The 25,583-nt window shown below is 66.3% G+C and carries 18 protein-coding genes and 1 pseudogene; 9 read left to right on the top strand and 10 right to left on the bottom strand.

Annotated features, from left to right (window positions below; translation table 11 throughout):
* Positions 1–3 precede the first annotated feature (3 nt).
* On the bottom strand, positions 4–1,680 hold the full coding sequence (locus ACO07J_RS16850) for an acyl-CoA dehydrogenase family protein (protein WP_422031072.1): 1,677 nt from the start codon (positions 1,678–1,680) through the stop codon (positions 4–6).
* Positions 1,681–1,685: 5 nt separating this feature from the next.
* Positions 1,686–3,218 (bottom strand): 4-hydroxyphenylacetate 3-hydroxylase family protein, encoded by a 1,533-nt coding sequence (locus tag ACO07J_RS16845; RefSeq protein WP_422031070.1) that lies wholly within the window; start codon positions 3,216–3,218, stop codon positions 1,686–1,688.
* Positions 3,219–3,298: 80 nt separating this feature from the next.
* Here ACO07J_RS16845 and ACO07J_RS16840 point away from each other — a divergent pair, with 80 nt between their 5' ends.
* Positions 3,299–3,922, top strand: coding sequence for a TetR/AcrR family transcriptional regulator (locus tag ACO07J_RS16840; RefSeq protein ID WP_422031068.1), 624 nt, complete (start codon positions 3,299–3,301; stop codon positions 3,920–3,922).
* Between the two features lie 217 nt (positions 3,923–4,139).
* On the opposite strand, the gene ACO07J_RS16835 is transcribed toward ACO07J_RS16840, so the two are convergent.
* The 4 genes from ACO07J_RS16835 to ACO07J_RS16820 form a co-directional block, all read right to left on the bottom strand.
* A complete protein-coding gene (locus tag ACO07J_RS16835; protein WP_422031066.1) occupies positions 4,140–5,762 on the bottom strand; it encodes an ABC transporter ATP-binding protein in 1,623 nt (540 codons plus the stop codon).
* 2 nt (positions 5,763–5,764) lie between these two features.
* Positions 5,765–6,604 (bottom strand): ABC transporter permease, encoded by an 840-nt coding sequence (locus ACO07J_RS16830; protein ID WP_422031064.1) that lies wholly within the window; start codon positions 6,602–6,604, stop codon positions 5,765–5,767.
* Positions 6,605–6,614: 10 nt separating this feature from the next.
* Positions 6,615–7,580 (bottom strand): ABC transporter permease, encoded by a 966-nt coding sequence (locus tag ACO07J_RS16825; RefSeq protein ID WP_350127412.1) that lies wholly within the window; start codon positions 7,578–7,580, stop codon positions 6,615–6,617.
* 88 nt (positions 7,581–7,668) lie between these two features.
* Positions 7,669–9,213 carry an ABC transporter substrate-binding protein gene (locus ACO07J_RS16820; protein ID WP_422031062.1) on the bottom strand — a complete coding sequence of 515 codons (1,545 nt, stop codon included), beginning with the start codon at positions 9,211–9,213 and terminating at the stop codon, positions 7,669–7,671.
* Between the two features lie 250 nt (positions 9,214–9,463).
* On the opposite strand from ACO07J_RS16820, the gene ACO07J_RS16815 reads away from it, so the two are divergent.
* The 7 genes and pseudogenes from ACO07J_RS16815 (at position 9,464) to ACO07J_RS16785 (ending at position 20,772) form a co-directional block, all read left to right on the top strand.
* Complete coding sequence (locus tag ACO07J_RS16815) at positions 9,464–10,168, top strand: GntR family transcriptional regulator (RefSeq protein ID WP_422031060.1); 705 nt, start codon at positions 9,464–9,466, stop codon at positions 10,166–10,168.
* Between the two features lie 493 nt (positions 10,169–10,661).
* A complete protein-coding gene (locus ACO07J_RS16810) occupies positions 10,662–12,353 on the top strand; it encodes a methyltransferase domain-containing protein (protein ID WP_422031058.1) in 1,692 nt (563 codons plus the stop codon).
* An 81-nt stretch (positions 12,354–12,434) separates the two neighbouring features.
* Positions 12,435–13,307, top strand: a complete 873-nt coding sequence (gene metF, locus ACO07J_RS16805) for a methylenetetrahydrofolate reductase [NAD(P)H] (RefSeq protein WP_422031056.1) — start codon at positions 12,435–12,437, stop codon at positions 13,305–13,307.
* Between the two features lie 15 nt (positions 13,308–13,322).
* Positions 13,323–17,059, top strand: a pseudogene (gene metH / locus ACO07J_RS16800) (methionine synthase).
* Positions 17,060–17,125: 66 nt separating this feature from the next.
* A complete protein-coding gene (gene metK / locus ACO07J_RS16795) occupies positions 17,126–18,316 on the top strand; it encodes a methionine adenosyltransferase (protein WP_422031054.1) in 1,191 nt (396 codons plus the stop codon).
* 35 nt (positions 18,317–18,351) lie between these two features.
* A complete protein-coding gene (ahcY, locus tag ACO07J_RS16790; protein ID WP_422031052.1) occupies positions 18,352–19,767 on the top strand; it encodes an adenosylhomocysteinase in 1,416 nt (471 codons plus the stop codon).
* Between the two features lie 12 nt (positions 19,768–19,779).
* Positions 19,780–20,772 carry an adenosine kinase gene (locus ACO07J_RS16785; RefSeq protein WP_422031050.1) on the top strand — a complete coding sequence of 331 codons (993 nt, stop codon included), beginning with the start codon at positions 19,780–19,782 and terminating at the stop codon, positions 20,770–20,772.
* A gap of 37 nt (positions 20,773–20,809) precedes the next feature.
* Here the strand turns inward: ACO07J_RS16785 and argE are convergent, their stop codons facing one another.
* The 4 genes from argE to ACO07J_RS16765 form a co-directional block, all read right to left on the bottom strand.
* Positions 20,810–21,955, bottom strand: coding sequence for an acetylornithine deacetylase (gene argE / locus ACO07J_RS16780; RefSeq protein ID WP_422031048.1), 1,146 nt, complete (start codon positions 21,953–21,955; stop codon positions 20,810–20,812).
* Between the two features lie 10 nt (positions 21,956–21,965).
* Positions 21,966–22,889: a LysR family transcriptional regulator gene (locus ACO07J_RS16775; protein WP_422031046.1), complete on the bottom strand. Its 924-nt coding sequence runs from the start codon at positions 22,887–22,889 to the stop codon at positions 21,966–21,968.
* 97 nt (positions 22,890–22,986) lie between these two features.
* A complete protein-coding gene (locus ACO07J_RS16770) occupies positions 22,987–23,661 on the bottom strand; it encodes a DUF1028 domain-containing protein (protein ID WP_422031044.1) in 675 nt (224 codons plus the stop codon).
* A complete protein-coding gene (locus ACO07J_RS16765; RefSeq protein ID WP_300893172.1) occupies positions 23,658–24,083 on the bottom strand; it encodes a RidA family protein in 426 nt (141 codons plus the stop codon). The genes ACO07J_RS16770 and ACO07J_RS16765 overlap by 4 nt, the downstream gene beginning before the upstream one ends.
* Positions 24,084–24,302: 219 nt before the next feature.
* Here ACO07J_RS16765 and ACO07J_RS16760 point away from each other — a divergent pair, with 219 nt between their 5' ends.
* Positions 24,303–25,577 carry a flavin-containing monooxygenase gene (locus ACO07J_RS16760; RefSeq protein WP_422031041.1) on the top strand — a complete coding sequence of 425 codons (1,275 nt, stop codon included), beginning with the start codon at positions 24,303–24,305 and terminating at the stop codon, positions 25,575–25,577.
* The last annotated feature ends 6 nt before the right edge of the window (positions 25,578–25,583 follow it).

The raw sequence follows: 25,583 nt of genomic DNA, 5'->3' as shown, positions 1-25,583 counted from the left end.
GGGTCAGGGGGTGACCATGGCGCGGTCCATGATGGCTTTCGCGGTGGCCTGCGTGACCGGCCGGGCGAGGGTGCCGAAATGCGCGCCCCATGTGCCAGGGCTTCCGGGGGTGCGGGTGGTGAGGAAGGTATCGGCCACCTCCTGCGTGCTGGCGCGGAGAAGTTCGGCGCCTTGCAGGAGGCGGGCGACGGCCTCGGTCATGGGGCGGGCGTAGAATTCGTCTTCCCGGGCCGCGTCGATCAGGCTTTCGGTGTGGCGGATCATGGCGTCGAAGCGGTCGTCATTGCCCTTGAGCGGCGCCACCTCGTCATGCAGGGCGTCAATGGTGGCAGGGTCTTTCAGCATGGCGCGGCGGACGTCCATGCACATCATATTGGCCGTGCCTTCCCAGATCGAGTTGAGCGGCGCCTCGCGGTAGAGGCGGGCCATCGGGTTTTCCTCGATGAAGCCGTTGCCGCCGTGGCATTGCAGCGCCTCGTTGGCGATGGCGGGCACGCGGGAGCAGTTGAAATACTTGGCCGCGGGCGTGGCGAGGCGGGCGAGGAGGCGGTCATGCGCGTCCTCGGCCAGCCGGTCGGTCGCCTTGGCGACGCGCAGCGCCATGAGGGTGCAGGCCTCGGTCTCGACCGCCATGTCGGCCAGCACGCTGGTCATCATCGGCCGGTCGGCGATGGAGGTGCCGAAGGCAGTGCGGGTGGAGGTGTGGGTCATGGCGAGGGTGAGCATCTGGCGCATGAGCCCGGCGGAGCCTATGGCGAAGTCGAGGCGGGTGAGGTGGGAGTGGGAGAGGATCTCGCGGATGCCCTTGCCCTCTTCGCCCACGCGGATGGCGAGGGTGCCGTTGTACTCCACCTCGGAGGAGGCGTTGGAGCGGTTGCCGGCCTTGTCCTTGAGCCGCTGGATGTTGAAGCGGTTGTAGCTGCCGTCGGGCAGGGTGCGGGGCAGGAAGAAGCAGGTGACGCCGCCACCCACTTTGGCCAGCGTGAAGAAGCCGTCGGATTGCGGGACGGAGCAGAACCACTTGTGCCCGGTCAGTTCGTACCAGTGGGCGGGTTTGCCGTGGTAGTCCTCGGTATGGAGGAAGCGGGCCGTGGTCTGGGTTTCGCGCAGGTCGGAGCCGCCCTGTTTCTCGGTCATGCCGTAGCCGATGACGACGGAGGGTTTGTCGGCCACTTCGCGGCGGCTGTACTCGTACTCGGTGCCTTTCACCTTTTCCGCCCAGATGCCGAGGGCCGGCTCGGCTTCGAACCCGGCATAGGAGGCATAGGCCATGCCGGTGGGGCAGCCGGTGCCCTGTTCGACCTGGTTCCAGACATAGGAGAGGACGGCGCGGGCATAGTGGCCGTTCTGCTGGTTGGTGCGCCAGGCGAGGTTGGGCACCTCGTGCTTCCAGGCGAGCGCCATCAGGTCGTGCCAGCTTTGGTGGAACTCGACCCAGTCGATGCGGTTGCCGAAGCGGTCATGGGTCTTCAGCTCGGGCGCATGGCGGTTGGCGAGGTAGGCCAGCTCCTGCACGTGCTCGTCTCCGGCCATGGCGCCGAGGGCCGCGCATTTGTCGGCGGCCCAGGGGGCTTCGCGGGCGATGGCCTCGCGCAGGACGGTGTCGCCGGTGAAGGCGTTGAAGCCGGTGGCGGGGCGGGCCTGGTTGCGGACCTCGTGGGTGGCGAATGTGTCGGGCATGGGGGTCATTCCGCGGCTTCGGTGGTGGAGATTTTCTCGGGCGGCTGGCAGCCGGTGGCACAGCAGCGGCCGGGCTGGCGCGAGACCTTGCGCCCTTCGGCGAGAACGCCGCGATCCATCAGATCGGAGACCAGCTCCTGCCGTTCGGCGACGGGGTAGTTGCGCCAGATCTCGCGCTTCATGGCCTCGGGCGAGCCGCCGCCGTGGAGGGAGATGACGGAGTACCAGTTGCCCTGGTTCGAGACGGTGAGGTCTTCGATCATGCGGGAGATTTCCATGCGCCGTTCCGCCGGGATGTCGGGGCGGCCGCCGAGGACGGCGGTGAGGTCGGCGCGGGTTTCGGGGTTGTGATCCTCGTCGGGACCGGGGAGGGCGACGATCAGGCCGCCGGAGACGTAGTGGGCGACGCGGTGCATGTCGTAGATCTTGGTGGCGAGCAGCAGCTTGCCAATGTTGGAAAAGACGGCGTCGGGCATGACCGAGCCGGCGGGGTCAGCCTCGCAATAGACCGAGGCCGCGACGCCGCAGGCGTAGAAGCTTTCGGTGATGGTGATCAGGTCGACCATGGCGTCGCGGATATGCGCGTGGCGGTCGACGTCGAGGCCGTTGGCGTCGACCATCATGGCGCCGGCGCCGATCAGGAGGTCGCCGAAGCCCGCGCGGGCGCCGATGCAGGAATGGCGGTGGTGCGTGGCGTAGGAGGTGGTGAGGAAGCCGCCCTCGGTCGTCTCGCCGGCGAGGAAGACGCGGTCGTGCGGGACGAAGACGTCGTCGAAGATCACCACGCCGGTGGACTGGCCGTAGCGGGCGGAAAATTTCGCCGCAGCCTCGCCGGGGCGGCCGGCGGGCTTGGCGACGATGGTGACGCCCTCGGCGTCGACGGGGACGGCGCAGCAGACGGCGTAGTCGGCGTCTTCCGCCGTGTGGGTGCGGCAGGGCATGACGAGGAATTCGTGCATGTAGGGCGCGCCGGTGACGATGGCCTTGGTGCCGCGGATGACGATGCCGTCGGGGCGACGTTCCTTGATGTGGACATAGACATCGGGGTTTGCCTGTTGGCCGGGGCGCTTGGAGCGGTCGCCCTTGGCGTCGGTCATGGCGACGCCGAGGGTGAGGTCGCGGTCCTGCACGTCGTGGAGGTAGGCCATGAAGCGTTGCGCATAGTCGGTGCCGTGGGTGGCATCGGTGCGGTGGGTGGCCTGGTAGATGCCGTTCAGGGCGTCGTGGCTGAGGTAGCGCTGGGCGCAGCCGGAGACCTTGCAGACGAGGCGGACGGCTTCGAGCTTTTGCAGGAGGTCGTCGCTGCTCTCGTTGATGTGGAGCATGCGGTTGACCGTCTTCCCGCTGGTCGACTGGGTGGCGGTCAGCAGGCGTTCGGATTCGGGGCGGTGGGCGAAATCGTAGGTGATGCCGACGCCGTTGATGCCGGGGGCGAGGCGGGGGTCGTCGGCGACGCTGTCGATGCGGTCACCGTCGATGAAGACGCGGGGAGAATAGGCGCGAAGTGAGTCGCGGTAGGCTTCGGCGGTCATGAGCATGTGGTGGTCCTCCCGTGGGTTGCGGCGAAAATTAAACACTGTTAGATTTTGCGTCAAGTGTTCGAATTGGAGGATGCCCGGTGGAGGATCGGAAGGCGGCGCGACAGAGACGGCTGGCGGAGAGCAAGCGGCAGATCATCCTGGATGCGGCGCGGGAGGCGTTCGCGGAGGACGGGCTGGAGAAGGCGAGCCTGCGGGCAATTGCGACGAAGGCGGGGTATACGCCGGCGGCGCTGTATTTCCATTTTTCGTCGAAAGAAGCGATTTATGCAGAGTTGTTGCGCACATCCTTGCACTCTTTGGGCGAGAGCGTTGCAGCGGCGGTGGACGGGGCCGACACGGCAGAGGCGCGGTTTCGCGCGGCGGGGATGGGGTTCTTCGGGTATTACGCGGCGAACCCGAGCGAGCTGGACCTGGGGTTCTACCTGTTTCGCGGGGGCATGAAGCCCGCGGGGCTGGACCGGGACACCGACCGAGAGCTGAACGCGGCGCTGGAGGGGGCGTTGATGCCGCTGGCGGCGGCGGCGCGGGATATGGGTGCCGGGGAGGAGGCGGCGGGGCTGTCGATGGTGAATATCTTCGCCCATGCGACGGGCTTGCTGTTGTTGCTGCACACCGGGCGGATCCGGATGTTCGGCGCCTCGGCCGAGGCGCTGATGGCGCAGTATGTGGAGCAGCAGGTGGCGGTGTTGAGGGCGGGATAGGGGCTTTACCGGCCCACTGGACATATCCGTGAAGCGCCTGCGCGGGACAAGGGCGAAGCCCGCCGCGCATCGACGGGCCGCCCCGACGGCACGGCGATTTTGCGGTCGGAGTGCCACGCTCTTGGGTTGGATGTGCTTGGCGGGGATAAAGGGGCAGCTACCATCGTTGGTTCGCCGTACCACGTCCCGTCGATGCGCGGCTCCGCACCGGCGGGCCTCAGCCCGCCTGTGCGCTGCCGATCTGCCAGTCCGTGCCCGGCACGGCGGCGAGAAGGGTGCGGGTGTAGTCCTTCTGCGGGCGCAGGAAGACCTCGGCGACGGGGCCGATCTCGACCAGCTGGCCCTTTTGCATCACTGCCACGCGATCGCAGAGCTGGGCCGCGACGCGCATGTCGTGGGTGATGAACATCAGCGACAGGTGCAGTCGGGTCTGCAGGTCGCGGAGGAGTTCGAGCACCTGCGCCTGGATCGAGACGTCGAGGGCGGAGACCGCCTCGTCGGCGATGATCAGGTCGGGGTCCATCGCGAGGGCGCGGGCGATGCCGATGCGCTGGCGCTGGCCGCCGGAAAACTCGTGCGGGTAGCGGTCGGCGGCGCCGGCGTCGAGTTCGACGATCTCCAGCAGCTCGCGGGCGCGGGCGTGGGCCTTTTCTTTTGCCACTCCCTGCACGATGGGCCCTTCGGAGAGGGCGTGCAGGATCTTCTTGCGCGGGTTGAGGGAGGCGTAGGGATCCTGGAAGATCATCTGGACGCGGCGGCGGGCGGAGCGGAGTTCCTCGGTCGTGAGCGAATTCATGTCCTTGCCGTCGAGGATGATCTCGCCGCTGTCGGCCTCGACCAGCCTTACGATGGCGCGGCCGACGGTGGACTTGCCGGAGCCGGATTCGCCGACGATGCCCAGCACCTCGCCCCTGGCGATGGTGAATGAGATGTCGTCGATGGCCGTCACGCTGCGCTTGGGTTTGAAGAGGCCGCCGGAGGTGACGAAGGTCTTGCGGAGGTTGCGGACCTCGAGCACCGGTTGTTCGGTGATGGGCGTGGGTTCGGGGACGTGGTCGGACGGAATCGCCTCGAGCAGGGCCTTCGTGTAGCTGTGCTGGGGGTTTTCCAGCACCTCGCTTGCCGCGCCCTGTTCGACGATCTCGCCGTAGCGCATGACGATCACCCGGTCGGCGATTTCCGCGACGACGCCGAAATCGTGGGTGATGAACATCACCGCCATGCCGTGTTTCGACTGTATCGACTTGATCAGCTCGAGGATCTGGGCCTGCGTGGTGACGTCGAGCGCGGTCGTAGGCTCGTCGGCGATGAGGATCGCGGGGTCGAGGGCGAGGGCCATGGCGATCATGGCGCGCTGGCGCTGGCCACCGGACAGCTGGAAGGGGTAGGCGCGGATGATCTTCTCGGGGTCGGGGAGGCCGACCTCGCGGATCAGGGCGAGCGCCTTTTGGCGGCGTTCGGAGGTGGTGTGGAGGTTGTGCGCCTCGAACACCTCGGCGATCTGGTCGCCGATGCGCATCAGCGGGTTGAGCGCCGTCATCGGCTCCTGGAAGATCATGCCGATGCGGGCGCCGCGCAGCTTGCGGCGTTCGTTGTCGGGCAGGGCGAGCAGGTCGCGGCCCTCGAACTCGGCGGAGCCTTTGGCGACCTCGACCTGGTCGGGCAGGAGGCCCATGAGCGCGTTGGCGGTCATCGACTTGCCCGAGCCGGATTCGCCCACGACGCAGAGGATTTCGCCGGAGTTCAGGTCGAAATCGATGTTCTGGACGGCGAATTCGCGGTCGGCGCCCCGGGGGAGCGAGATCGCGAGGTCGCGGATGGCGAGAACGGGGGTGGTCATGATCAGCGCCCCTTCCGTGCCAGCCGGGGGTTCAGGGCGTCGTTGAGCCCCTCGCCGATGAGGTTGAGCGACAGCACCGTCAGCAGGATGGCGACGCCGGGGATGAAGCTGAGCCACCAGGCGGTGCGGATCACCGTGCGGGCGGCGCCGATCATGTAGCCCCAGCTCATGATGTTCGGATCGCCGAGGCCCAGGAAGGAGAGCGAGCTTTCCAGCAGGATGGCGGTGGCGACCATGAGGGAGGCCATGACGATGATCGGCGACATGGCGTTGGGCAGCACGTGGCCGAAGAGGATGCGGATGTTCGACAGGCCCGCCAGCCGCGCGGCATCGACGAATTCGCGTTTTCGCAAGGAGAGCACCTCGGCCCGGACAAGGCGGGCGACGGGGGGCCAGCTTACGATGGCGATGGCCAGCGTGATGGTGGGGAGCGTCGGTTCCATGATCGCGACGAGGACGATGGCCAGCGCGAAGTTGGGGATGGTCTGGAAGAACTCGGTAAAGCGCATTGCGCCGTCATCGACGAGCCCGCCGTAGAAGCCGGCGAAGGCGCCGAGCGGCACGCCGATCAGCAGGGCCACGAGGGTCGAGACCAGCCCGACGATGAGCGAGACGCGGGCGCCGTGGACGAGCCCCGCCGCCACGTCGCGGCCCAGCGTGTCGGTCCCGAGCGGCAGGCCATCGGTCGAGAAGGGCGGCAGGAAGGGGCGCTGGACCATCTTCCACGGGCTGTCGGGGTAGATCAGCGGCGCGAAGACCGCGAGCAGGATCACCACGATCAGGATGATCATCCCGAAGAGCGCGCCGCGGTTGCGGGAGAAGCGTTTGAGGAAGTCGATCATGGCTGGCTCCTCATATCCGCGGGTCGATCAGCCGATAGACGATATCGGTGATGATGTTGAAGGCGATGACCATGGCCGCCGAGACAAGGAACACGCCGAGAAGGGTGTTGTAATCGCGGGCGGTGAGGCTTTCGAACATGAGCCGGCCGATGCCGGGCCAGGCGAAGACCGTCTCGGTCAAAACCGCGCCGCCGACCAGCTGGCCCGCCTGAAGGCCGGCGAGCGTGACCACCGGCAGGAGCGCGTTGCGCAGGATGTGGCGGCGGCGGATCGTGCCTTCGCCCAGGCCCTTGGCGCGGGCGGTCTTGACGAAATCCATCTGGCTGACCTCGAGCACCGAGGAGCGGGTCATGCGCAGGTAGACCGCCATGAAGAAGAGGCCGAGCGTAAGGGCGGGGAGGAACAGGTGCTTGAGCCGGTCGAGGACTAGGTCGAGGCCGGTATAGCCGGCGCCCACGGTCTCGTAGCCGAAGGCGGGGAACCAGCCGAGCTTGACCGAGAAGAGCACCACCGCCATCAGCGCCACCCAGAAGAGCGGCGTGGCGTAGAACAGAAGCGCCATCGAGGTGATCGCGGTGTCGCCCATCCGGCCCTGGCGCGCGGCGGCGGCGAGGCCGAAGGCGATGCCGAGCAGGAGCGACATGAAGAAGGCGGTGAGGGTCAGCAGCAGGGTCGCGGGCAGGCGGTCGAGGATCAGGTCGAGGACCGGCATCTGCTGGCGATAGGAATAGCCGAGGTCGAGCTGGAGCACGCCGGAGACGTAGTTCCAGAACTGGACGTAGAGGGGCTGATCGAGGCCGAACTGTTCGCGCAATTGCTGGATGAACTGTTCGTCGGCGGCGCCCGCTTCGCCCGCCATGACCATGGCCGGGTCGCCGGGGGCGGCGTGGATCAGGAAGAAGTTCAGGATGACGATCAGCAGGAGCGTGATCGCCGCCTTGGCAAGGCGCCCGAGGATGGCGGCGGCAAGTGTCATGAGATCAGGCTACCCGGTTTGTTGAGGACGTCGGTCGCCGAAAGCGGCCGGCCCGCGTGAGGTGGGGCCGGCCGCGATCTTTTCGGAGTTATTGCTCGATCCACGCGTCGCGCAGGCCGTCATTGACGCCGATCGCGGTGGTCACGAGATCTTGCACCTCGCAGCGGTAGATCGTCGGGAACTCGATCTCGAGCAGCCAGGCCACGGGCACGTCGTCGACGAGCTGTTTCTGGATCTCGGTGTAGATCTCCTGACGCTCTTCGGCGCTGGCGGCGACGGCGGCCTCGGCGAACATGTCGTCGATTTCCGGGTTCTCGTAGCCGGCGACGTTGTTCCACGGGCTGCCCTTGGCGATGTTCGAGGACAGGTAGCTGCGGGCTACGCCGAGCGCCGGGTCACCGTACTGGTAGAGGTAGGTGAAGGCGATGTCGAAGTCCCACTCGGCCTGTTTCTGGTTCCAGCCGGCCACGTCGGTGGCGACCATCTCGACGCTGATGCCCACCTCTTCGAGGTTCTGCTTCATCGCCTCGGCCCAGCGTTGCCAGGTTTCGCCATAGGGCAGGGGCAGGATGCGGACGGTTTCGCCGTCATAGCCCATTTCCTCGAGCAGCTCTTTCGCCTTCTCGGGGTTGTGGTCGTACATGATCGTGTCGTCGGAGTAGAAGTTGGTCTTGGACGACACGGGGCTGGTGGCGACGGTGCCGAAGCCGTTCCAGATCACGTCCTTCACGAAGTTCCGGTCCATCGCGTACATGACCGCCTTGCGGAACAGCTTGTCGGAGGTCGGGCCCTCGCGGTTGTTCATCCAGGCCATGGCGTGCGGGGCGAAGTATTCCCAGCCCTCGCCGGTCGAGCAGACGCCTTCCATCTCGGTCAGGCGCTTGACGTCCCAGTTCTCGATCGAGCCGCCGGGGAGGACATCGACCTCGCCGTTCTCGAACGCCACGGCGCGCGAGGCTGCGTCGGGGATGACGCGGTAGTAGACTTCATCCAGGTAGGGCTGGCCGTCGAGGTAGTAATCCTCGTTCTTCACCAGGTGGATGTAGCTGCCCTTTTCCCATTCCTCGAACTTGAAGGGGCCGGTGCCGATGGGCGTGTTGTTGGCCGGGTTGTTGGCGAAATCGGTGCCTTCGTAGATGTGCTTGGGCACGATCGGCATGGTGCCGACCTCGAAGACGCCCATGAAGGGCCCGAAGGGGTTCTTCAGCTTGAAGACGACGGTGGTGTCGTCGGGGGCCGTGACCGACTCGACATGCTCGAGGCTCACGCGCAGGCGGGCATGGGTTTCGCGCAGGAAGGTGTCGACGGAAAACACCACGTCCTCTGCGGTGAAGGGCTCGCCATCGTGCCATTTCACGCCGTCATGCAGGGTGAAGGTATAGGTCAGCCCGTCATCCGAGGCTTCCCACGACTTGGCGAGCGAGGGCTGCGGCTCGAGGTCGGTGTCGTAGCGCAGCAGGCTTTCGTAGATGTCGCCCGCGACAAGCTGGGTCGGGCCGTTCTGCACAAGGCCCAGCATCAGGCTGGGCGGCTCGGGCTGAACGACGATGTCGAGACGTCCGCCCGCGTCCTGTGCGGCGGCCGGCATGGCCAGCCCGAGGCCCAGGATCGAGGCTGTGAGTAGTTTCTTCATCTGTGGCTCCCTGATTTGGTTGCGCGGGTGCCGGTTTGTCCGGCCAGTGCCATGCGCCGATGGTGTGCGCCGGCCCCGCTTCGTTCGTCCTTGCGCGCCCTGCCGGTTGGCCCGGTCTGCGGCGCAGGTTGTCTCGTGGCCGGGCAACGTGTCGCTGCCGGCCATCACGGGGGCCATGTTCAGCGGCTGGCTGGCGCCGAGTCAAGCCGAATTGTCGACAACCGACAGTTTGGTGGCTAATTTGGAGATCATGACGACGAAACCCGGCCCCCTCTTCCAGCCTCTGGCGCGCGACGCGCTGTCCCAGCAGATCGCGAAGATGCTGACCGATGCGATCGTGTCGGGGAAGCTCAAACCGGGCGCCAGGGTCGCCGAATCCGTGATTGCCAAGGAGTTCGGGGTCAGCCGCGCCCCGGTGCGCGAGGCGGCGCGCCTGCTGGAAAGCGCGGGGCTGCTGGTGTCGCATGCGAACCGGGGGTTCTTTGTCCGGACGATCGACGCAGAGGACCTCGATTCGCTTTACGAGCTGCGCCTGTGCATCGAACGAGAGGCCGCCGCGCGCGTGGTGCGCGAGGGCAAGGTGGCGGGAATCATCGACCGGCTGAGGGCGCAGATCGAGGACATGGTGGGCATGTCCGAGGAGAACCAGCTTATCCTGCAGATCGGGGTGGACCTTCAGTTTCACCGGCTGATCGTCGAGAGCAGCGGCAACAAGCGGTTCCTTGCGGCCTTCGACAAGCTGGCGTCGGAAATCCAGGCCTGTACGGCGATGATCGAGACGGTGTTCGACGAGCCGGGGCTGGTGGCGCGGAACCATTACCTGATCATCGACGCGCTTCTGTCGGGCGACGAGGACGAGGCGCGCGCGGCGCTGGATTACCATATCGGCGTGGCAAGGGAGACGGTGGTGGGCCGGTTCCGCAAGCTGGAGGCGGAAGAGGCCGCCAAACGGTGACGACACCGGGGCCGGGGACGGCGACCGGCGGCGCGAGGCTGCCGTGGCGTCAGGTGCAGGAAAACTTAGCCTGGTGATTTGCATCTTACGGTAGTTTGGTGTGATCTACGCACAACCTTTAAGTGTGACGTGCACCTGATGCCTACCGATTGCGCAGACGGATTTTTAGGCAAGAAGAATGGTTTGTGCGCCAAAGTACCAAACTTCATGAAAAAGTCGCATACAAACCTTGAATAGTCGTAACTTGCCGGTGATAACACTAGGCACATCGAGTCGGGAACCGAAATGCTTCGACAAGGAAAGCATCCCGACCCTCGGCGGCGAGGTGGATGACACCGGCCGCGCGGGCTGACAGGCCGTGCATCCGACCCGAGGTGCAGGGCGAAAACAACGACACCATTGGCGACGCTTCCGTGCTCCGCATTGCGGTTTGCGGGGGGCTGACCAGCGCCCGGACCGGGGTTGTCGCCAGCCAGATAGCGGAGAGAAACACATGACCAGCGACCTCGCCGGCAATGCCGAACTCACCATGACCCAGCAGGCTTACAGCAAGGATCCGCTGGAGGATCGTGAGACCGGGCACTACCGGATGGAATACGTCACGCCCTTCGTCGACAAGTGGGACGAGCTGATCGACTGGGATGGCCGGGCCGAGAGCGAGGGCCAGTTCTTCATCGACATCCTCAAGGCCCGCGGCAAGGAGCGGGTGCTGGACGTGGCCTGCGGGACCGGGTTCCATTCGGTCCGGCTGACCGAGGCGGGGTTCGACGTGACGGCGTCGGACGGCAACGCCGCGATGGTCGCCAAGGCCTTCGAGAACGGCCAGAGCCGCGGCCTGATCCTGAAGACCTCGCAGGCCGACTGGCGCTGGCTGAACCGGGACATTCACGGCAAGTATGACGCGATCATCTGCCTGGGCAATTCCTTCACCCACCTGCACAAGGAACAGGACCGCCGCCGCGCGCTGGCCGAGTTCTATGCCGCGCTCAAGCATGACGGGGTGCTGATCCTCGACCAGCGGAATTACGACCACATGCTCGACCACGGGTTCTCGAGCAAGCACAAGTATTATTACTGCGGCGACGACGTGAGCGCCGAGCCCGAGCATATCGACGAGGGGCTGTGCCGGATGCGCTATGACTTCCCCGACGGGGCGTCCTACACGCTGAACCTGTGTCCGATCCGCAAGGATTACATGCGCCGCCTGTTCCGCGAGGCCGGGTTCGAGCGGGTGCGCACCTATGGCGACTTCCAGGAGACCTATGCCGAGGAGGAGCCCGACTTCTTCATCCACGTCGCCGAGAAATCGGCCGAGCACGTGGCGCGCTGGGGCGGCAACGGCGCCGATGGCGAGGCCGATATCCGCGATATCACCGAGACCTATTACGACAGCGACGATGCCGACACGTTCTATTCCACCATCTGGGGTGGCGAGGACCTGCATATCGGGCGGTACGAGACCACCAAGAACATCCGCGAGGCGAGCGACCTGTCGATCGACGCAATGATCGAGGCGCTGCCGGAGCTGAAATCGGGCTCGCGGGTGCTGGATCTTGGCGCCGGTTATGGCGGGGCCATGCGGCAACTGGTGAAGAAGACAGGGTGCGAGGCCGTCTGCCTGAACATTTCCGAGACGCAGAACGAGTACAACCTGGGCAAGGTCCGGGCCGCACGGCTGGCCGGCAAGATCGGCATCCGCCACGGCGTGTTCGAGGATGTGCCCGAGGCCGACGACAGCGTCGACGTGGTCTGGAGCCAGGATGCGTTCCTGCATTCCGACCAGCGCGACCAGGTCCTGGCCGAGGCGTTCCGCGTGCTCAAGCCCGGCGGGCACCTGATCTTTACCGACCCGATGCAGGCCGACGACGTGCCCGAGGGCGTGTTGCAGCCCGTCTATGACCGGCTTCAGCTCAACAGCCTGGGCTCGCCCGCCTTCTATCGCGAGACGGCCGAGAAGCTGGGCTTCGAGACGGTCAAACAGGAAGACGCCGTGTCGGACCTGCGGACGCATTACGACCGGGTCCGCGAGGAGCTTCTGGCCCATTACGAGCAGCTTCGCGAGAAGGGCTGTTCGGCCGAGTATCTCGACAAGATGGCGACGGGCCTGCAGAACTGGGTCAAGGCCGCGGATGACGGGCATCTTGCCTGGGGCATCCAGCAGTTCCGCAAACCCGTGCGGCACTGACCCGACGGGGCGGGGGTGTTTGATCACCCCCGCCGCCGCCCGCTTACGTCCTTCCCGATCCCCGAGATGGAGACCCCGCACATGACAGGTATGTCCGACGATCTGTCGATATCCTTCGAGCTTTTCCCGCCCAAGACCGAGGCCGGCGTCACCCGCCTGCGGGATACCGTGACGCAGCTGAGCGCGGCCGATCCGAAGTATTTCTCGGTCACCTATGGCGCCGGCGGCACGACCCGCGACCGCACCGCGCGCATGGTCGAGATGGTGGCGAACCGGACGGGCCTTCCCGTGGCGCATCACTTCACCTGTGTCGGCGCCAGCCGGGCCGAGATCGACCGGCAGGCCGAGGGGTTCTGGGAGAGCGGTATCCGCAAGATCGTCGCCCTGCGCGGGGACCTGCCCGATGGCGAGACGGTGCCCGAGGACGGCTATCGCGATGCCGCCGAGCTGGTCGGGGCGCTGCGCCGGGTGGGGGATTTCGACATTTCCGTCGCGGCCTATCCGGAGGTGCATCCGGAGGCGAGCGATGCGAAGGGAGACCTTGACCATCTCAAGCGCAAGATCGACAACGGCGCGGCACGGGCGATCACGCAATATGCCTTCGATACCGACACGGTGCTGCGGTTCATCGACCGGGCCCGGGCGGCCGGTATCGCGGCGCCGATCGTGCCGGGGATCATGCCGGTGTCGAACTTTGCCGGGCTGAAGCGGTTCTCGGAAGGGTGCGGCGCGTCGATCCCCGATTGGCTGGGCCAGATGTTCGACGGGCTGGACGATGCGCCCGAGACCCGCGCCATGGTGGCCACCGGCGTGGCCGCCGAGCAATGCCGGCGCCTGATCGACGCGGGGATCACCGAGTTCCATTTCTACACGCTCAACCAGCCCAAGGTGACCCTGGCCGTGTGCAGGACATTGGGGCTGACACCGGATATACCTGCGGAAGACGCTGCCTGAAGGACTGAAAGACGCATGACCAAGACCAACGACATAAGAGCCGCGATCGAGGACCGTATCCTTGTGCTGGACGGGGCCATGGGCACGATGATCCAGCAGGGCAAGCCGGACGAGGCGACCTATCGCGGGGAGCGGTTCAAGGATCATCCCAGCGACGTGGGCGGCAACAACGAGCTGCTCTCGCTGACGCAGCCGGACATGATCCGGAAGATCCACGATGACTTCCTGGCGGCGGGCGCCGATATCCTTGGCACCAACACCTTCGGGGCCAACGCGATCAGCCAGGCGGATTACGACATGACCGACCTGGTGGTCGAGATGAATGTCGAGTCGGTGAAGCTGGCGCGCGAGGCGGCGGACGCGGTGGCGACGCCCGAGAAACCCCGCTGGGTGGCGGGTGCGATCGGGCCGACCAACCAGACCGCCAGCATTTCGCCGGACGTGAACGATCCCGGCTTCCGGGGGGTGACGTTTGACGATCTCGCTAAAGCCTATGGCGAGGCCGCCCGCGCGCTGATCGAGGCGGGCGCCGACCTGCTGCTGATCGAGACGATCTTCGACACGCTCAACGCCAAGGCCGCGCTTTTCGCCATCGACAGCCTGTCGGACGAGGGGCTGGCCATTCCGCCGCTGATGATTTCCGGCACCATTACCGACCGCTCGGGGCGCACGCTGACCGGGCAGACGCCCGAGGCGTTCTGGGTGTCGATGAGCCATGCGCGGCCGTTTTCCATCGGGCTGAACTGTGCGCTGGGCGCGGGCGAGATGCGCCAGCACGTGCGCACGCTGTCCGAAGTGGCGGACACGCGCATCAGCGCCTATCCCAACGCCGGCCTGCCCAACGAGATGGGCGGTTATGACGAGACGCCGGAGGAGACCGCCGAGCACCTGGAAGAGTGGGCCCGGTCGGGGCTGGTCAATATCGTCGGCGGCTGCTGTGGCACGACGCCCGATCATATCCGCGCCATCGCGCAGGCGGTCGAGGGCAAGAGCCCGCGCAAGATACCGCAGAAGGTGCGCCGGATGCGCCTGAGCGGGCTGGAGATGTTCGAAGCGCAGGGCGCCGACACGAAGGAGGGCGCGGCATGAGTACAGGCGTTTCCAGCTTCATCAATATCGGCGAGCGCACCAATGTGACGGGGTCCGCCAAGTTCAAGAACCTGATCATGGACGGCGATTATGCCGCCGCGCTCGACGTGGCGCGCCAGCAGGTCGAGAACGGCGCGCAGATCATCGACGTGAACATGGACGAGGGGCTGCTCGACTCGGAAGAGGCGATGAAGACCTTCCTGAACCTGATCGCCTCGGAGCCCGATATCAGCCGCGTGCCGGTGATGATCGACAGCTCGAAGTTCGAGGTGATCGAAGCCGGGCTGAAATGCGTGCAGGGCCGGGCCGTGGTCAACTCCATCTCGCTCAAGGAGGGCGAGGAGGCGTTCCTCGAACAGGCCCGCACCGTGCGCCGCTATGGCGCCGCCGTGGTGGTCATGGCCTTCGACGAGAACGGGCAGGCCGAGACCGCGCAGCACAAGTTCGAAATCTGCAAACGCTCGCATGACCTGCTGGTGGAAAAGGCGGGGTTCGAGCCTTGGGACATCATCTTCGATCCCAACATCTTTGCCGTGGCGACGGGCATCGAGGAGCATAACGACTATGCCAACGCCTTTTTCGAGGCGACCCGGATGATCAAGGAGGCGATGCCGCATTGCCATGTCTCGGGCGGGCTGTCGAACGTGTCCTTCAGCTTCCGTGGCAACAATGCCGTGCGCGAGGCGATGCATTCGGCGTTCCTGTATCACGCGATCCCGCTGGGCATGAACATGGGGATCGTCAATGCCGGGCAGATCACCGTCTATGACGACATTCCCGAGGAGCTGCGCGAGCGGGTCGAGGACGTGCTGCTGAACCGGCGCGACGATGCGACCGAGCGGCTGCTGGAGATTGCCGACAAGTACAAGGGCTCGGGCGAGGCGTCGAAGAAGGAAGACCCGAAATGGCGCGAGCAGGCGGTCGAGAAGCGGCTCGAGCACGCGCTGGTGCATGGCATCACCGATTACGTGGTGGATGACACCGAGGAGTGCCGCCAGCGCGCCGAGAAGCCGCTCGACGTGATCGAGGGGCCGCTGATGGACGGGATGAACGTGGTCGGCGACCTGTTCGGCGACGGCAAGATGTTCCTGCCGCAGGTGGTGAAATCGGCCCGGGTGATGAAGGCCGCGGTGGCGCATCTTCTGCCTTTCATGGAAGAGGAAAAGCGCCAGTCGGGCGATACTTCGGCCAAGGGCAAGGTGGTGATGGCCACGGTGAAGGGCGACGTGCACGATATCGGCAAGAACATCGTGGGCGTCGTGTTGCAGTGCAACAATTACGACGTGGTCGACCTTGGCGTGATGGTGCCGACCGAGGATATCCTGGCCGCCGCGAAGAAGGAAAAGGCCGATATCATCGGGCTTTCCGGGCTGATCACGCCCTCGCTCGACCGGATGGTCGACGTGGCCGCCGAGATGAAGCGGCAGGGGATGGACCTGCCGCTGCTCATTGGCGGGGCGACCACCTCGAAGAAGCACACCGCGCTGAAGATCGCGCCGGAGTATGAGCACGGCGTGATCCACGTGGACGATGCGTCGAAGGCCGTGGGCGTGGTCTCGCGGCTGCTGTCGAAGACGGCGCGGCCCGAGTACCTGGCTGGCATCGTTCAGGAGCAGGAGACCCTGCGCGACGGCATGAGCGGGCAGGGCGACCGCCCGACCGCCCCGCTGGCCGAGGCGCGGAAGGACAAGTTCGACGGCGGATGGGAGGATTACACCCCGCCCGCGCCGCAGACGCCGGGCCTGACCGTGATCGACGACATGGGCATCGCCAAGCTGCGGGAGTTCATCGACTGGACGCCGTTCTTCAACACATGGGAGATGAAGGGCAAGTACCCCAAGATATTCGAGGATCCCGACAAGGGGCCCGCCGCGCGCGAGTTGTATGACAGCGCGCAGAAAATGCTGGACCGGATCGAGCAAGAGGACTGGCTCAGCCCGCGGGGTGTTGTCGGGCTCTGGCCCGCCAATGCGCAGGGCGACGACATCGTGGTCTGGGCCGACGAGAGCCGCAAGCACGTGAGCGCCCGGATGCCGCAGCTGCGCCAGCAGCGCAGCAAGTCGAACGGCCGCCCGCAGATGTGTCTTGCCGATTTCGTGGCGCCCGAGGGCACCGACGACTGGGTCGGCGGGTTCACCGTCACCGCCGGGCCGGAGGTGCACGAGATTGCCGACCGGATGAAGGCCGAGGGCAACGATTACGACTCGATCATGGTGCAGGCGCTGGGCGACCGGATCGCCGAGGCTTTTGCCGAGGCGCTGCACGCCCGCGTGCGGCGCAGCCTGTGGGGCTATGCCTCGGACGAGGCGCTGGATAACGAGGCGCTGATCAGCGAGCAGTATCGCGGCATCCGCCCCGCGCCCGGCTATCCGGCCAACCCCGACCACACCGAGAAACGCACGCTGTTCGACCTGCTCGATGCGCCCGAGCATACCGGCGTGACGCTGACCGAAAGCTGCGCGATGTGGCCGGCCTCGGCGGTGTCGGGGCTGTATTTCGCCCACCCGGACTCGGCCTATTTCGGGATCGGCCGCATCGGCCCCGACCAGGTGGCCGATTACGCCGAGCGCAAGGGCATGAAGATTGCCGAGGTGGAGGCCTGGCTGCAGCCCAGCCTGTCCTACACGCCCGACAAGTCATCGGCCGATCGCAAGATCGCCTGACCCCCGCAAAAATACGGTTTTTGCCAAAAGCGACCCAACCCCACGACAGTGGAGAAAGGACCAATCATGAGCGACAAGTCATGGCTTTTCACCTCCGAGTCGGTGTCCGAAGGGCACCCCGACAAGGTTTGCGACCGGATCTCGGACGCGGTGCTCGATGCCTATCTGGCCGCCGATCCGCAATCGCGCGTGGCCTGCGAGACGCTGGCCACCACGGACCACGTGACCATCGCCGGCGAAGTGCGCGGGCCGGAAAGCGTGCTGAAGGATGTCGAGCAGATCGCGCGGGATGCGATCCGCGATATCGGCTATGACCAGCACGGGTTCTCCTGGAAGAACGCCGAGATCGTCTGCCGCCTGCACGCGCAATCGGCCGATATCGCCATGGGCGTCGACGAGGGCGACAAGGGCGAGGAAGGTGCCGGCGACCAGGGCATCATGTTCGGCTATGCCTGCAACGAGACCGAGGAGCTGATGCCGGCGCCGATCCAGTTCGCCCACAAGATCCTGCGGACGATGGCCGAGGACCGGAAATCCGGCAAGCAGCCGAATTTCGGGCCGGATGCGAAAAGCCAGGTGACGCTGAAGTACCAGAACGGCAAGCCGGTGGGGATCGACACGGTCGTCGTGTCCACGCAGCATGCCGAGGGGCTGAGCCAGGATGACGTGCGCAAGCTGGTGGAGCCCTATATCACCGACTGCTTCAAGGAAGAGGGCTGGAGCCTGCCGTCGCAGGACAAGATCATCGTCAACCCGACCGGCAATTTCGTGATCGGCGGGCCGGATGGCGACGCGGGCCTGACGGGCCGCAAGATCATCGTCGACACCTATGGCGGGGCGGCACCGCATGGCGGCGGGGCGTTCTCGGGCAAGGACCCGACGAAGGTCGACCGCTCGGCGGCCTATATCTCGCGCTACATGGCGAAGAACGTCGTGGCCGCCGGGCTGGCCGACAAGTGCCAGATCCAGCTCGCCTATGCGATCGGCGTGCCGGAACCGGTGGCCGTCTATGTCGACACACTGGGCACCGGCCGGGTGGACGAGACCAAGCTGGCCGCGATGCTGCGCGAGATGGTGCGCCTGACCCCGCGCGGCATCCGCGATCACCTCGACCTGCTGAAGCCGATCTATGCCCGCACCGCGGCCTATGGCCATTTCGGGCGGGTGCCGGCCGAGGATGGCGGGTTCAGCTGGGAACGCACCGACCTCGCCGACGAGCTGGCGCGCACGTTTGGCGCCTCTGCCGCGGCCGAGTGAGACGGAACACGGACTGAAAAGAAAGGACACGGGACATGAACAAGCCGGAAAGCTTTGCACCCGAAGACAGCGCGATCCGCGACATCAACCTCGCCGGCTTTGGCCGGCGGGAACTGGACATCGCCGAGACGGAGATGCCGGGGCTGATGGCCCTGCGGGAAGAGTATGGCGAGGCGAAGCCGCTGAAGGGCGCGCGCATCGCGGGGTCGCTGCATATGACGATCCAGACGGCCTGCCTGATCGAGACGCTGGTGGCGCTTGGGGCGCAGGTGCGCTGGGCGAGCTGCAACATCTTTTCCACGCAGGACCACGCGGCGGCGGTGATCGCCGAGGGTGGCACGCCGGTTTTCGCCGTAAAGGGCGAGACGCTGGAGGAGTATTGGGACTACGCCGACCGGATCTTCCAGTTCGAAGAGGGTGGCGCCAACATGATCCTCGACGATGGCGGGGATGCGACGCTCTACGTTCTCATCGGCGCCCGCGTCGAAGAGGGCGAGACCGACCTGATCGAGAATCCGCAGAGCGAGGAGGAGCAATACCTTTTCGCGCAGATCAAGAAGCGGATGAAGGAAAGCCCGGGCTGGTTCGTCAAGCAGCGGCACATGATCAAGGGCGTTTCCGAGGAAACGACCACCGGCGTGCATCGTCTCTACAAGATGATGGAGAAGGGGCACCTGCCGTTCCCGGCGATCAACGTAAATGACTCTGTCACGAAGTCGAAGTTCGACAACAAGTACGGCTGCAAGGAAAGCCTTGTCGACGGCATCCGGCGGGCGACCGACACGATGATGGCCGGCAAGGTGGCCGTGGTCTGTGGCTACGGTGACGTGGGCAAAGGATCGGCCGCCTCTCTGCGCGGTGCGGGCGCTCGCGTGAAGGTCACGGAGGTCGACCCGATCTGCGCCCTGCAGGCGGCGATGGACGGGTTCGAGGTGGTGACGCTGGAAGATGTGGTGAAATCGGCCGATATTTTCATCACCACGACCGGCAACAAGGACGTGATCCGCATCGAGCACATGCGCGAGATGAAGGACATGGCGATCGTTGGCAATATCGGCCACTTCGACAACGAGATCCAGGTGGCGAACTTGAAGAACCACAAATGGACCAACATCAAGGACCAGGTGGACATGATTGAGATGCCGAGCGGAGCTCGGATCATCCTGCTTTCCGAGGGGCGCCTGCTGAACCTCGGCAACGCCACCGGGCACCCGTCTTTCGTGATGAGCGCGTCGTTCACCAACCAGGTACTGGCGCAGATCGAGCTTTGGACCAAGGGCGATCAGTATGACAACAACGTCTACATCCTGCCCAAGCATCTCGACGAAAAGGTCGCGCGGCTCCATCTCGAGCGGATCGGCGTTAAGCTCAGCGAACTTCGGGAAGACCAGGCCGACTATATCGGCGTGCCGAAGGACGGCCCCTACAAGCCGGAACACTACAGGTACTGAGGGATGGCTGACATGAGCAACAAGACGCCCCATATCGTGGGCCTCGGCAATGCGATTGTCGACGTGGTCGCGGCGGTGGAGACCGCCGTGATCGACCGCCACGGCCTGACCCCCGGCGGCATGCACCTTGTCGATGCCGGCGCCGCGCAGGCGCTGTTCGACGAGGTCGGCCCCGGCGTGCGGCAATCGGGCGGGTCGGTGGCCAATTCCATCGCCCACCTGTCGGAAACCGGGGTCACCGGCACCTACCTGGGCAAGGTTGCGGATGACGACCTTGGCCAGACCTTCCGCGAGGAGATGTCGGGGCTGAAGATCGCCGCCCCGGTGGCCCCGTCGCCGGATGCCAGCACCGGCACGGGCCGCTGTGTCGTGCTGGTGACGCCGGATGGCGAGCGGACGATGAGCACCTACCTCGGCGCCGCCGTGACGATGGCGCCCTCGGACCTGGCGCAGGCGATGCCAGAGGGCTTGGATATCCTGTTCATCGAGGGCTACCTGTGGGACGCCCCGCAGGGGGCCGCGGTGATCGAGGATGCGGCACAGAAGGCCAAGGCGGCGGGGGCGCGCATCGCGCTGACCCCGTCGGATGCCGGCTGTGTCGAGCGCAACCGCGACGTGATGTGGAACTTCATCACCCGGCACGTGGATATCCTTGTCGGCAACCTGGCCGAGGTCGGGCAGCTGGCGGGCACGGAGGACGCCGACAGCGCGATGGGCTGGGCCATCGGCAACGCGCCGGTGGCGGCGGTGACGCTGCATGACGAGGGTTCGATGGTGGCGGATGCCAGCGGCGTCTACCGCATTCCCGCCGCGCCCGTGGCGAAGGTCGTGGACACGACCGGCGCGGGCGATGCCTATGCCAGCGGCTTCCTCGGCGCGCTGGCGCGGGGCGAGACGGTCGAAGAGGCCGGCAGGCGCGGCGCCGAGATGGCCGCGCGCGTGCTGACCCATTACGGCGCCCGGAACGGGGCGGCGGCGCAGGCGATCTCGCTGCCCGCGGCGTAAGGACTGGCAGGCCCCGCCGGTGGTGCGGGGCCTGACCCTAGTTGGATATTTCCGAGACAATCCGGGTCATCATCCGGTCGCAGGCGTCAAGCTGTGCGGTGGTGATGTATTCGTCGGCCTTGTGGCCCTGGCCGGCCATGTCGCCCGGACCGCAGACGATGGTGGGGATGCCCAGCCGGTCGAACACGCCGGCCTCGGTGCCGAAGGCAACCTTGGTGAGCTCGGTTTGTGCAAGACTGCGGGCGAGTTGGGTGACTGCGGCATCCTCGGCCACGTCGAGCCCGGGATAGGCGGTGGTCTGGTCAAGCTCGATGCGGGCCTCGGGGAAGGTGCCCTTGTAGCGGTCGGCGACGCGCTCTGCCGCCTCGGCGATCCGTTGGGACATCTCGTCGGCCGGGTCGGCGGCGAGGTGGCGGAGTTCGAAGCGCATCTCGGCCCGGTCCGACACCATGTTGACGGCGAGCCCGCCCGAAAGTTGGCCCACATGCACGGTGCTGTAGGGAATGTCATAGCCCGGATCGCGCGCGCCGGTCCGTTCAAGCCATGCCTGCAGGTCGCGCAGTTCGGCCATGAAATCCCCCGCGAGATGCAGCGCGTTGACGAAGCCCGGCGCCAGCGCGGAATGGCCGGCCTGCCCGTGGCAGGTGGCGCGCCACGCGGCCTTGCCCTTGTGGCCGGTGGCGATCCGCATCTGCGTGGGCTCGCCCACGATGCAGGCGCGGGGCTGGCCGAGGAGGGGGGCGAGGGTTTCGGCCATCTGTTGTATCCCGACGCAGCCGATTTCCTCGTCATAGGAGAAGACGAGTTTCAGCGGTTCGCGCAGGTTCTGCCCGGCGGCCCGTTCCGCGGCGGTGAGCATGCAGGCGAGGTAGCCCTTCATGTCCGTGGTGCCACGACCGTAGAGGCGGTCGCTCTCGGGTGTGAGGCGGAAGGGGTCGCGGGTCCAGTTCTGACCTTCGACGGGCACCACGTCGGTATGACCGGAGAGCAGGATGCCGCCATCGCCCGGCCCGGTTTCGGCGTAGAGCCCGGCTTTCTGCCCGCTTACATCGGGCAGGCGGGTTGTGCGGAGGCCGAGGGTTTGCAGGACGCCCTCGATGTAGTCGATGATCGCCAGGTTGCTGCGGTGGCTGACCGTGTCGAAGCTCACCAGCTTCTCGAGATGCTCCAACGTGCGTGTCATATCGCGCCGCTCAAATCTTCACACCCGGTAGGTGGTCGGGGGTGACGCGCGCCTTGCAATGCTCGACGAAGGCGCGCACCACGCTGGCACTGCCGGCGCCTTCGGCCATCAGCAGGCCCAGCCGCATCGGGCGGGCGTCGCCCTCGAGGGGGATGAATTTCAGCGGCTTGCCGTCGGGCGAGACATCGCTCAGCAGGCGGACATTGGCCAGCGAATAGCCGAAGCCGTTGGCCACCAGCCCGCGCATCACAGCCATGTCGCGGGTGCGCTCGGCGATCACCGGCTTGGCGCCGATCCGGGTGAAGAAGGACAGGAAGTATTCCGCGCTGAACGGCAGGTCGAGCAGGACCATGGGCAGGCCCAGCAGGTCTTCGACCGCGACGGTCTTGCGGTCGGCCAGCACGTGATCCTCGGCGACGATGGCGTAGGGGGGCAGTTCTATCAGCGGCTCGAAGGAAAGGTCGGCGGGCAGGTCGAGATCGTAGGTGAGGGCCACGTCGATTTCGGCCCGGCGCAGGAAGCTGAAGATATCGGCCTGGTTCAGTTCGTGCTGTTCGACGCGCACCTCGGGGAAGGCATCCTGAAAGCTGCGGCGGACGGGGGGCAGGACGACCTGCGCGAAGGTCAGCAGGCAGCCCACGGCCAGCGGCCCGCGTATGAGGCCGGAGATGTCGCCGGAAAGGTCCATCAGCGCGTCGGCCTCGCGCAGGACGGTGCGGGCCTGTTCCAGCATCCGCCGCCCGCCCGAGGTCAGCGACAGGCCCTGCGCGTGTTGCCGGACGAAGAGGGGCAGGCCGAAGACGGCTTCGAGATGGGCGATGGCGGCGGAAATGGAGGGCGAGGAGACGTTCACCTTTTCCGATGCCGCGGCGATGCTGCCGGTTTCGCCGACGGCCACGAAATATTCCAGTTGCCTGAGCGTGTATCCCAGCATGCGCGCGCCTCCGGCGGCCGGGGAGGGGTGGGGCATCCGGGCCGCTGGGGCGGGATTATAGCGACGGGGCGCGTACATGGAAGGGAGGGGCCGGGCGTCAGTCGTCGCCCGGCACGCCGTAGGAGGGCGCCTCGCGCGGGTCGAGGGCGCGCTGGATATAGGCGTCGAGCTGGGGTTTGTAGACGGCCCATGCGGTGGCGATGGCCTCTACGGGGCAATCCTCTGTCCAGTCGCAGCGCAGGTCGGCGACGGGCCATGGCACGCGGTCGACCAGCATCATGCCGGCGGAGTGGACGGGCCCGGCCTCGCCGCCCGCCGCCAGCCCTGCGCGCATGGCGGCGATCAGGCGGTCGCCAAGGTGGCCGGTGGCGGTTTCGAATCCTTCGACGATGGCCGACGGCACGCCGTCATTGGCCAGAAGATTGCCGCCCGAGGCCACGTCACGGCCCTGGGCCTGGGTCCAGATGCCCAGCGAGTTGGGGCCGGAATGGATGGCGGTGCCGCCCTGGGGGTCGATCGCCAGAACCTGCCGGTACTCGATGAACCGGCCGCGTTTCTGCACCTCGGCGATGGCCTCCGCCGCGTTCATCCGCTGTTCCATCAGGTCGAGCGCCAGCGGGCCGAGCGTGGGGTCGGTGACGTTCTGCGAGGCGACGGCGCCCACGCCCGCCCGGGCATAGGAGCAGCGCGCGGCGACGGCGGGGGAGGAGGAGGAGATCGCCACGCCAAACATGCCCGTTTCGGCGCAGCGGGCGACGAGGGAAAAGGTCATGCGTCCCCCTGCGGGATGACGGCGGTGCCGTCGATTTCCACCAGCCATTCGGGCCGCGCCAGCGCCTGCACCACCAGCCCGGTCGAGACGGGATGCACACCTTTGATGTATTCGCCCATGGTGCGATAGACGGCCTCGCGGTGGCGGACATCGGTGATGTAGACCACGACCTTGACGAGGTGTTCCATCCGCCCGCCGGCCTCCTCGATCAGCTGCTGGATGTTCTGCATCACCTTGTGGGTCTGTTCGACCGGGTCGTGGCTGTCGATGTTCTTCGCGTCGTCGAGGTTCTGGGGGCATTGCCCGCGCAGCCAGACGATCCGGCCGCCTTCCGTCACCACGGCTTGGCAGAGATCGTTGTCGAGCTTCTGTTCGGGGTAGGTGTCCTTGGTGTTGAACTTGCGGATGCGGGTATGGGCCATGGGTCTCTCCGATTCACGTGCGCCGGGCGGTGGCGCGATCCTGTCACGCGGGGCGCCGTTGCAAAAGCACGCTATGCCTCATCGCGGATTAGGCGCAAGCTAAGGGACGGGGTTAGGCTGGGCCCAAGCAACGGTTAGAGAGATCATCGTTTTTGTACGCCGGCCGCTCGCCTAGTCTTCTGGACAGGACGCAACAGGACACGAGAACAGGACGCAGAGATGACCCCCGAGAAAACCAACACGCTCGTCGTCGGCGGCGGACAGGCCGGGATCGCGATGAGCGAGCACCTGGCGAAGAACGGCATCGACCATATCGTGCTGGAACGGCACCGGATCGCCGAGCGCTGGCGCTCGGAGCGGTGGGATTCGCTGGTGGCGAACGGGCCGGCCTGGCATGACCGGTTTCCGGGCATGGAATTCACCCGCTCGGTGGCGGACGACTTTCCGGGCAAGGAGGAGGTGGCGGATTACTTCGTGGACTACGCGAAGATGATCGGCGCGCCGGTGCGCTGCGGGGTCGAGGTGACGCATGTCCGGCGCAACGAGGGGCGGCCCGGGTTCCGGGCGGAGACCTCGGCCGGCGTGATCGAGGCAGAGAACGTCGTGGCGGCGACCGGGCCGTTCCAGCGGCCCGTGATACCCCAGATCGTGCCGGAGGAGACGGGGGTGGTGCAGATGCATTCTACCGGCTATCGCAACCCCGACCAGCTGCCCGAGGGGGCGGTTCTGGTCGTGGGCGCCGGATCGTCGGGCTCGCAGATCGCCGAAGAGCTGCTGAGATCGGGGCGCAAGACCTACCTGTCGGTCGGGCCGCATGACCGCCCGCCGCGCAGCTATCGCGGGCGGGATTTCACCTGGTGGCTGGGCGTGCTGGGCAAGTGGGACCTGTCCACGCCGGGGCCGGGCACCGAGCACGTGACGATTGCCGTGAGCGGTGCCAATGGCGGGCAGACCGTGGATTTCCGCAGGCTGGCGGCGCAGGGCATGGTGCTGGTCGGGCGGACGGAGGCGTGCAAGGGCGGCAAGCTGAGCTTCGCGGCGGACCTTGCCGGGAATATCGCCCATGGCGACAGCAATTACCTGTCGGTGCTGGACGAGGCGGATGCCTATATCGCCCGCAACGGGCTCGACCTGCCGAAGGAGCCGTCGGCGCGAGAGATCGGCCCCGACCCGGACTGCGTGACCGATCCGATCCAAGAGCTTGACCTTGCCGGGGCCGGGATCACATCGATCATCTGGGCCACCGGTTTCACGCTCGATTACGGCTGGCTGGATGTCGATGTTTTCGAAGCTTCGGGCAAGCCCCGCCACCAGCGCGGCGTCTCGCCCGAACAGGGGGTCTATTTCGTCGGCCTGCCGTGGCTGTCGCGGCGGGGGTCGTCGTTCATCTGGGGCGTGTGGCACGACGCCAGGTACATCGCCGACCACATCGCCACGCGCGAGGGCTATCTCGCGTACCGGCCGATGCCGCAGAAGGCGCTTGCCGGCGCCTGATTTCTG

Origin of the sequence: Roseovarius sp., assembly GCF_965228755.1 — a bacterium.
Taxonomy (GTDB): domain Bacteria; phylum Pseudomonadota; class Alphaproteobacteria; order Rhodobacterales; family Rhodobacteraceae; genus Roseovarius.
Note: the sequence above shows the minus strand (reverse complement) of the source record. Positions and strands in the feature narration are given on the sequence as shown.